Origin of the sequence: Acidovorax sp. GW101-3H11, from assembly GCF_001633105.1 — a bacterium.
In the GTDB taxonomy this organism is placed as follows: Bacteria; Pseudomonadota; Gammaproteobacteria; order Burkholderiales; family Burkholderiaceae_C; genus Acidovorax.
On sequence record NZ_LUKZ01000001.1, the window covers coordinates 461,392 to 470,077 of the forward strand.

An 8,686-nucleotide genomic window follows, 5' to 3' on the forward strand; every position below is an offset into this window, starting at 1 on the left:
GTTCAACCATCACAGGCTGCTCGAACCCATCGGGTACATCCCGCCCGTAGAAGCTGAGGCAAACTACTACCGGCAACTCGCCAGTCAGACTGCCATGATGGTGGCCTGACTTAAACCAACTGGCCTCCACGAAAGCCGGGGCGATTCAGCTCGGTTTATTGGCGGGACCTACCACAGACGTGTGCATGGCGTGAACCCATGGAACCTGTCCATGTTCCGCACCACACCCCGGGGCGTGCAAGTTCAAGAAGACGCTCAGCGCAGAAAACCCCATCAGTGGATAGCACTCGATGATGATCTGGAAGATTGGCCTGACTCCTGTCGGCAAAACCTGATCGCATGCGAGGGAACTACGGGCTTGTCAAACCCCGAGGTACAACACGAACTGAGGGAGAAACTGCGCAGCTGTCATGTCGCCTTGTCGGCCAGAACCCCATAGCAGCTCGCGGGGCACGGTGGACTTAAAAACGGTCTAACTATCGAACCTTCATTCGAAAAATCCCCTGCCGCAAGTGTCTTGGATGCAAGGTTGGACGCATCCTGAATGTACATTTGGACGAGCCCTCAATGTACATTTGGACGGTAAACGCACCATTGCTTTCCCATGCATAGTCCGACCATCCCGTTTCGCCTAGTCTCCACGCAGCGCGAAGAGCAATTGGCTCAATTCAACGCCAGGAAAGAAATTGCTTGGTTTGGGTTTAGGGGGGCGTTCAAAGAGCCAGGCTTGGCGATCATCAATTTCACCAAAATCGAATCTGGCCTTCAGGGAGGTGGAGGAACCTCCGCAATCAATGGCGGTGTTATCGCCGCAGGTTTTGATGCAGCCTTCGTGCTTGCCGGTTTGGGTCACTACGATTCCAAGGTCGTCGTCACTCTGGAGTTGTCGGTCAAATTTTTGTCCCTTGCACTTGTCAACGAGTCGCTTGCATTCCAAGCGCATGTGGTTCGATCTGCTAAAAACTTCTCGTTCGCCGAGGGCTTTCTCTCTCAGGCAGGTACGGGGCCAGCCCAGCATTTGGCAATTGCCACCGCTATGGTGGCGCCTGCGCGCTAGGCACGCGGCGGGAATGCGCAAGGCGCCAAAGGTGTCCTTCCCCTCGGCTGAGATGGAGATTTTCGACGGTCGTTCACCCAAGGCGCGAGCGTTCTAACTCGTAGAGACACCACCAGTAATGGGCTCGTTTGCTGCTTTCCGAGCTTATATGCCGATTGAATTCCGTGAGGCATTGACCTTCCCACCGTGGCAAGGTTCATAGTCAAAACGTGAATCAACCAAAGGAGGCTCAAATGGTCCATATCAATGTTCCTGATATGACGTGCGGCACTTGCGCCCAGCGCATTGGTCGTGCAATAGCTCAGGCCCAACTGCCTGGGGGCGTCGAAGTAGAAATCGACGTAGCTACACGTCAGGTACGCATCCCGGCGCAAGCCGGAGAAAGCACCGTGGAGCTTGTCCGCTCAGCGATTGAGCGTGCTGGATATAAAGCAGACGCGGCGGTGAGTCCTGCATCTCGCCGAACAACCGGTGGCTGCTGCTGTGCGTCTCGGCCCGTAGCCCCTGTTGACGTGGATCAAGACGGTGCAAGGCAGACGTCGTCATGCTGCAGTTGAACTACCAAGGAGACCATCATGCGTCTGAACATCGTCGCTGGGCTGTTGACAACCCTATTCGTGGCAGGCTGTGCCGTCGCGCAATCGCCAAAACCTGAGGACGAACACGCAGGCCACCACCCCGGAGATGCACAGAGCGGCGGCGTCACAACCCAGTCTGCCCCGGCAGCCACTGCCGCGTCTGCACCGGACGCCTTTGATCGTCAGATGAAGGCGATGCAGGAAATGCACAAAAAAATGCAGGCGGCCAAGACTCCCGCCGAACGCTCAGCGCTGATGGAGGAGCACATGAAGCTCATGCAGTCAGGCATGGCCACGATGGGCGCGGGTAGTTCTGGTGGCATGGGGATGGGAATGATGCAGCAAGGGGCGCAGACCAAACCTGCCATGCCTGCAGCCTCCGGAAACTCGGGTATGGGAGGCATGATGGGCATGCACGCTCAAATGGAGCGCCGTATGGCCATGATGGAGCAGATGATGCAAATGATGGTGGACCGCCAAGCAGCCATGCCATCCAAGTAGTCTCACCGCGAACGTTCTTTGCGGGGGAAGCTATCACTATTCCAAACGCTGGTGAGCTGCGCGAGGCTTGGTGACTCAGTCACTAACCACTGTGCAGTTGCGCCCGAGCGCCTTTGCCCTGTAAACAGCTTCATCAGAGCGTTTTAGCAGCCGGGCGAGGAAATCCGCTCCGGTTTGGTGTACTGCACATGCCAGCCCGACACTGACCGTTACTGGCCCCGCCAATGAGCGAACCCGTCTGGCGCATTTGTGCACCCGCTCCGCGATTCGGGCAGCGGCTTCTGCGTCCGCATCAGGTAACCAGAGGACGAATTCTTCCCCGCCGTATCGCGCCACCAGGTCCGAACCACGGGCGCCTGCCTGTAACTGGCGAGCAAAGTTCACCAGCACCCGGTCGCCCTCGGGATGGCCATGCGCATCGTTGATCCGTTTGAAGTAGTCCACGTCCACCATCAACAACGACACGGAACTCTGTCGAGAGGCCGTCCGTTGCCACTCTTGCACGGTCAATTCCAGCGCACGGCGGTTTTTAAGACCTGTAAGCGGATCAGAGAGACTCAGTTCCGAAAGCTGGCGATTCTGCAATTCAACCTGTTCATTGCTGGCGGCCAAGCGCTGGGCAAGACCCTGGGCCTCTGCACGGGCCTTGATCAACTCGCCTTCGAAACGGCTGCGTTCGCGGGCCACAAAAAAGGCCCATACGATGTGGTCGCCCGTCTCCAGGCGCTTGCTGACCGCATTGACCATGACAGGAACAGTCTCGCCGCCAACACCGCGCAGGTGGAGGAATACTTCGCGCGCACTCTTGGCGTGATGCAGCGTGGGAAACAGGTGGGTCTGGCTGAAAATTCGAGAAGCTGGTGTCAACAGTTCATCCATGGAGTGGCCGAGCCAAAAAGCCTCTGTGCCCCCGATCAGTACAAGGAACTCCCTGTTTATCCGCACGATGTGCCCCTCCGGGTCCGTAATCATCATCGCGCAAGGGATGTCATCAACCGCCAGCATGTTCCGCCCTCTCGGTTTCGCTCACGCTAAGGAGAGATATCGCTGCATGGCGGCCGTCACCAAGTGAGGATGACTCATGTGGGCGCAGTGTCCGGTCACGTCCAGCACTTCCAGCGTGCTGTCCCTGAGCTTCTTGTGCATGTATTCCCCCACCGAATGGGGCGCCAACGCATCGTTGCCATGCTGCAAGATCAGACTCGGCCGGGTCACGCGCGACAGCTCCTCTCTGGTATCCGCAAAGAAGGTTGCCTGCGCAAAGATGCGGGCCATCGTAGGATCGGTTGAGAAGAAACTCTCGGACAGCTCTCCGCCCAGACTGTCTGCCTGCGGCGCTCCCGCCACAATGGGTGCGAGGTAGCTGGACCAGCCCATGAAGTTCTGGTCCATGAGGTCCAATAGGCCATCCAAATCCTTGCGCTCGAATCCTCCAAAATAATCCGGTGCGTGATTGAGGTAGCAAGGCGACGGGCCAACCAGAATCAGGCGGTCAAAAAGCGTAGGTCGCTCGATGGAGGCCAGCAGGCCGATGCTGGCGCTGACCGAATGTCCAACAAAATGCACTCCGCGCTCGATGCCCAATGCGTCGCATACATCCAGCAGATCTTGCACTTAGCCTTTCAGACTTGCGTACTTCACGGGGTCAAAGGCGGCCAAGTCTGATTGGCCGCAGCCGACGTAGTCGAACAAGACCTGGTGGCACTTACCTTCAAAGGCCGGAGTGATGTGTCGCCACATATGCTGGCTACACCCAAAGCCGTGCGCATAGACGAGCACGGGGACGTCCGGGCGAATTGCATCGATCACATGCACGTTGTTGCGCTTACGAATTTCCACTGTTGTTCTTTCCGGGCGGTCAGTCCGCAGATTTTGCACGCCTGACGCTTGCACCGTGCGCAAAATAGCATGCAAGCGTGCGCGATTGGGAGTGAGAAACAACTGGTTTATCGCTAGCACCAGCTTGCGCAACGCAGCGTTCAGCCTCCGGATGCCTCTGTTTTCACTCTCCTTGGCTTACGCATCAGCACATAGGCCGCAGGAATCACGAACAAGGACAGCAGCGGCGCCGTCACCATGCCGCCCAGCATAGGGGCCGCGATGCGGCTCATGACCTCCGAGCCCGTCCCACTGCTCCACACGATGGGCACCAGGCCCGCAAGGATGACAGCCACGGTCATGGCCTTGGGTCGCACGCGCAGCACAGCACCTTCCCGGATAGCATCCAGCAGCTCTTCCAGCGTGGGCTGCCTGCCGTCTGGACACCTCTCTGCGAGTGCCTGCTTGAGGTAGATGAGCATGACCACCCCGAACTCAGCCGCGACCCCCGCCAGGGCGATGAAGCCCACACCGGTGGCGATCGAAAGGTTGTAGTTCATGAGGTACAGGAACCAGATGCCCCCGGTGAGCGCAAATGGCAGCGTCGCCATGATCAGTCCCGCCTCACCCATGCGCGAGAAGGTCAGGTACAACAGCACGAAGATGATCAACAAGGTGGCAGGCACCACTACTTTCAGGCGGGCATTAGCCCGCTCCAGGTACTCGAACTGGCCTGAGTACGTGATGCTGACCCCGGGCTCCAGCTTGATCTGTCGGCTCACGGCATCGCGCAGCTCATTGGCCACGGAAGCCAGATCGCGCCCCCGCACATCGACATATACCCAGCCCGATGGGCGGGCGTTCTCGCTTTTGAGCATGGGTGGCCCATCGGTGATGGCGATGCTGGCCACCGTACCCAGCGTGATCTGCTGCCCCATGGGGGTGGAGATGGGCAATTGGGCCAAGCGTTCGGGCGAGTCTCTCCACTCACGCGGATAGCGCAGGTTGATCGGGAAGCGGGCCAAGCCCTCGACCGTTTCCGAGATGTTTTCACCGCCAATGGCCCCGGAGACTACGGCCTGGATTTCGCTCACGTTCAGTCCGTAGCGCCCTGCGGCTGTGCGGTCGATGCGGACATCGACATAGCGCCCCCCGGTCAGGCGCTCGGCCAGTGACGAAGTCACTCCCGGAATGCCCTTGGCGACCTGCTCGACTTGGGCAGCGATCCCGTCGATCACCTTCAGGTCGTTGCCGGTCACCTTGACCCCGATGGGACTCTTGATGCCGGTGGCCAGCATGTCAATCCGGTTGCGGATGGGTGGAATCCAGATGTTGGACAGGCCAGGAATCTTGACGGCCTTGTCCAGCTCCTCGATCAGACCCTCGGGCGTCATTCCTGGACGCCATTGGTCTCTGGGCTTGAGCTTCACCGTGGTCTCGAACATTTCCAGAGGCGCTGGATCGGTGGCGGTCTCGGCCCGGCCCGCCTTGCCAAAGACGCGCTCAACCTCGGGAACCGTCTTGATCATGCGGTTGCTCAGTTGCAGCAGTTCGGTGGCCCGCTGTGCCGAAAGGCCCGGGAGCGCCGAAGGCATGTACAGCAGATCGCCTTCGTCCAGCCTGGGTAAGAACTCGCCGCCTAGCCGGGAGAGCGGCCAAATCGTGGTCGCCAGCGCCAGCACGGCGATAGCCAAGGTGGATTTGGGACGATGCAAGACCCACTCCAGGCAAGGTCGGTACACGACGATCAGCGCACGCGTGATGGGGTTTTTCTGCTCGTCAGGGATACGCCCCCGGATCCAGTAGCCCATGAGGACCGGGATCAGCGTGACCGAGAGTGCCGCAGCTGCGGCCATCGCGTAGGTCTTCGTGAACGCCAGCGGTCCAAACAAGCGGCCTTCCTGTGCTTCCAGCGTAAAAACGGGCACAAAGGACAACGTGATGATGAGCAGCGAGAAGAAAAGCGCAGGCCCAACTTCCTCGGCAGCTTCGGTGATCACTTTCCAGCGCTCTTCACCGACCAACTGCTGGTCGGGATGCTTGTGCTGCCAGGCCTCCAGCTTCTTGTGGGCGTTCTCGATCATCACCACGGCTGCGTCCACCATGGCGCCCACAGCAATGGCAATGCCGCCCAGGGACATGATGTTGGCGTTGATGCCCTGGTAGCGCATCACCAGAAACGCAGCCATGATCCCCAGAGGCAGAGAAATGATGGCGACCAGCGCAGAACGCAGGTGCCAGAGGAACAAGACACAGACCACCGCCACCACAATGAACTCCTCTACGAGTTTGGTGGTGAGGTTCTGGATCGCCCGCTCGATAAGTGCGCTGCGGTCGTAGGTGGTGACGATCTCCACGCCCTGGGGCAGGCTGCTTTGCAGCTCGCTGAGTTTGGCCTTTACGGCCTGGATCGTTTCCTGGGCGTTCTTGCCAGATCGCAGCACGACCACGCCTCCAGCCACTTCCCCCTCGCCGTCGAGTTCGGCAATACCGCGCCGCATCTCCGGCCCGATCTGGAGCGTAGCGACATCGCCCAGGCGCACCGGAATCCCGGCGCGCGACACGAGCGGGATGGCCCGGAAGTCGTCCAGCGTCTTGAGGTAGCCGCTGGCGCGCACCATGTATTCGGCCCCGGACAACTCCAGCACCGACCCACCCGTTTCCTGGTTAGCGCCCTGGATGGACTCGCGGACCTGTGCCTGAGTCAGCCCCTGGGCAGCGAGCTTGATGGGGTCAAGCACCACTTGGTACTGCTTGACCATGCCGCCCACTGAGGCCACTTCCGCGACATTGGGCAGGCTCTTGAGTTCGAACTTCAGGAACCAGTCTTGCAGGGCACGCAACTGGGCCAGGTCGTTCTTGCCGGTACGGTCCACCAGCGCGTACTGGTAGATCCAGCCGACCCCGGTGGCGTCGGGGCCAAGCGATGACTTTGCCGTGGCGGGTAGCCGCCCCTGCACCTGGTTCATGTATTCCAGCACGCGGGAACGCGCCCAGTACAGGTCCGTGCCGTCCTCGAACAGGATGTAGACGAAGGAGTCGCCAAAGAACGAGAAGCCACGCACCGTCTTGGCGCCCGGAACGGACAACATGGTGGTGGCCAGTGGGTAGGTCACCTGGTTCTCCACAATCTGCGGAGCTTGACCTGGATAGGAGGTCCGGATGATGACCTGGACATCCGACAAATCGGGAAGAGCGTCCACGGGGGTACTGCGCACGCCCCACACGCCCCAAGCGGTCAGCATGACAGTCGCGAGAAGCACCAGGAACCGGTTCGCCACCGACCAGCGGATCAGACGCGCGATCATGGCTTGATCCTTTCCACGGCGATGATCACGAAGTCCTTGCCTTGCTGCTGGAAGGTGAACCTGACCTGCTGCTCGGGTTTCAATGTCTTGGCCAGTTCAGGACTCGCCAGCTTGAAGGGCATAGTCATGCCAGGCCACTTCAGTTCAGGCACGGCATCATGGGTCAGAGTCAGCTCGGTCGGTGTGACCTCATCGACCACTCCCCGCACGGTAAAGCTCTTGGACGCCGGAGCAGCAGAGATCGAAGAACCCTGTTCACTGATTGGTTGTGCGCTGCTGCCTTGAGACTGTGCAGGCAAGATGCCTCGCAGGCTGGCTTCCGAGTCAATCAGGAACTGTGCCGAAGCGACCACCTGTTGTCCTGCGGTCAGCCCGCCTTGAACGACGAGGCGGTCATCGATTTCTGCGCCGAGTTGGACCTGGACGGGGTGGTACTTGCCGGGGCCATCCACCACGTAGACCAGCGCCCGCTTGCCGGTGCGGATCACCGCTTCGCTGGGCACCAGCAGCGCTGGTTGTGTCCGTCCGGCCAGAACGATCTGCCCGGACATGCCAGCCTTCAGCCGCTGGGCGGGGTTGGGTAGCTCCAGCCGCACACGCACCGTGCGGGTGTCCCGGTTGGCCTCAGGGAGGATGCTCACAACCCGGGCTTTGAGGGTTTCGCCCGGAAACGCGGCCAGGCGGACCTGGGCGTCCTGCCCCAGCTGCAAGGGCCCGCTTTGCGCTTCGGGAACGGCCGCTTCGATCCAGACGCTGGCCAGACCGTTTACGCGGACCAGGCTGGCCCCGGCAGAGACCGTCATGCCTTGGCGCACCATCAGTTCGGCCACCATCCCAGCCTGCGGGAAGGTCACCGTGTAGCGGCCTTGAGGTTCGCCCGTGCGCTCCACCTGGGCCACCAGCGAGGCCGGCATACCCAGCAGCAGCAACCGCTGGCGCGCGGCTGCCGTCAGCGACTCGTCCTTGAGCTCCCGGACCGCGAGAAATTCACGCTGCGCAGCCACCCATTCGGGCAGTAGTAGGTCGGCCAATGGCGCGCCTGCCGCCACCACGTCGCCCGGGGCCCGAGCATAGACACGCTCCACAAATCCAGCAGAACGCGCCTGGACGATGCTCACATCCCGGTCGTTGAGCTGGACCGTGCCCAGCACGTCCACGTCGGACCCAATGTCGCGCTGCTCCACCGTGGCTGTGCGCAGGCCGAGGGCTTGCACTGCCTGCGCAGAGACGCTCAGGCCGGAGCTTTCCTGAGTGTCCTCATCCGCATACTTAGGAACCAAGGCCATGTCCATGTAGGGGGACTTGCCTGGCTTGTCGAACTTCTGCGTCGGCGACATCGGGTCGTACCAGTACAGCACCTTGCGGTCGGCTTTTGCTGCTTCTGTCGATGCGGGACTGGCTCCCACTGCGTGGCTGTTCGCGGT

Annotated in this window: 7 protein-coding genes and 1 pseudogene; 3 read left to right on the plus strand and 5 right to left on the minus strand. The window is 60.5% G+C overall.

The window, feature by feature from the left end:
• Positions 1-151 precede the first annotated feature (151 nt).
• The 3 genes and pseudogenes from A1D30_RS24530 to A1D30_RS02030 form a co-directional block, all read left to right on the plus strand.
• A pseudogene (locus tag A1D30_RS24530) lies at positions 152-439 on the plus strand (HAD domain-containing protein); the annotation flags it as partial.
• A gap of 165 nt (positions 440-604) precedes the next feature.
• A complete protein-coding gene (locus tag A1D30_RS02025; RefSeq protein WP_056419573.1) occupies positions 605-1,057 on the plus strand; it encodes a hotdog domain-containing protein in 453 nt (150 codons plus the stop codon).
• 575 nt (positions 1,058-1,632) lie between these two features.
• A complete protein-coding gene (locus A1D30_RS02030) occupies positions 1,633-2,136 on the plus strand; it encodes a hypothetical protein (protein ID WP_015012969.1) in 504 nt (167 codons plus the stop codon).
• A gap of 75 nt (positions 2,137-2,211) precedes the next feature.
• Here A1D30_RS02030 and A1D30_RS02035 read toward each other — a convergent pair whose 3' ends face one another.
• The 5 genes from A1D30_RS02035 to A1D30_RS02050 all read right to left on the minus strand — a co-directional run.
• Positions 2,212-3,141, minus strand: coding sequence for a sensor domain-containing diguanylate cyclase (locus A1D30_RS02035; RefSeq protein WP_063459125.1), 930 nt, complete (start codon positions 3,139-3,141; stop codon positions 2,212-2,214).
• Between the two features lie 21 nt (positions 3,142-3,162).
• Positions 3,163-3,750 (minus strand): alpha/beta hydrolase, encoded by a 588-nt coding sequence (locus A1D30_RS02040; RefSeq protein WP_347336226.1) that lies wholly within the window; start codon positions 3,748-3,750, stop codon positions 3,163-3,165.
• Positions 3,751-4,107: a hypothetical protein gene (locus A1D30_RS26715; protein WP_347336227.1), complete on the minus strand. Its 357-nt coding sequence runs from the start codon at positions 4,105-4,107 to the stop codon at positions 3,751-3,753.
• Positions 4,108-4,115: 8 nt separating this feature from the next.
• A complete protein-coding gene (locus A1D30_RS02045) occupies positions 4,116-7,262 on the minus strand; it encodes an efflux RND transporter permease subunit (protein ID WP_063459126.1) in 3,147 nt (1,048 codons plus the stop codon).
• Positions 7,259-8,686: efflux RND transporter periplasmic adaptor subunit (locus A1D30_RS02050; RefSeq protein WP_131798403.1), on the minus strand; the 1,428-nt coding region annotated here is incomplete at its 5' end. The genes A1D30_RS02045 and A1D30_RS02050, both read right to left, overlap by 4 nt.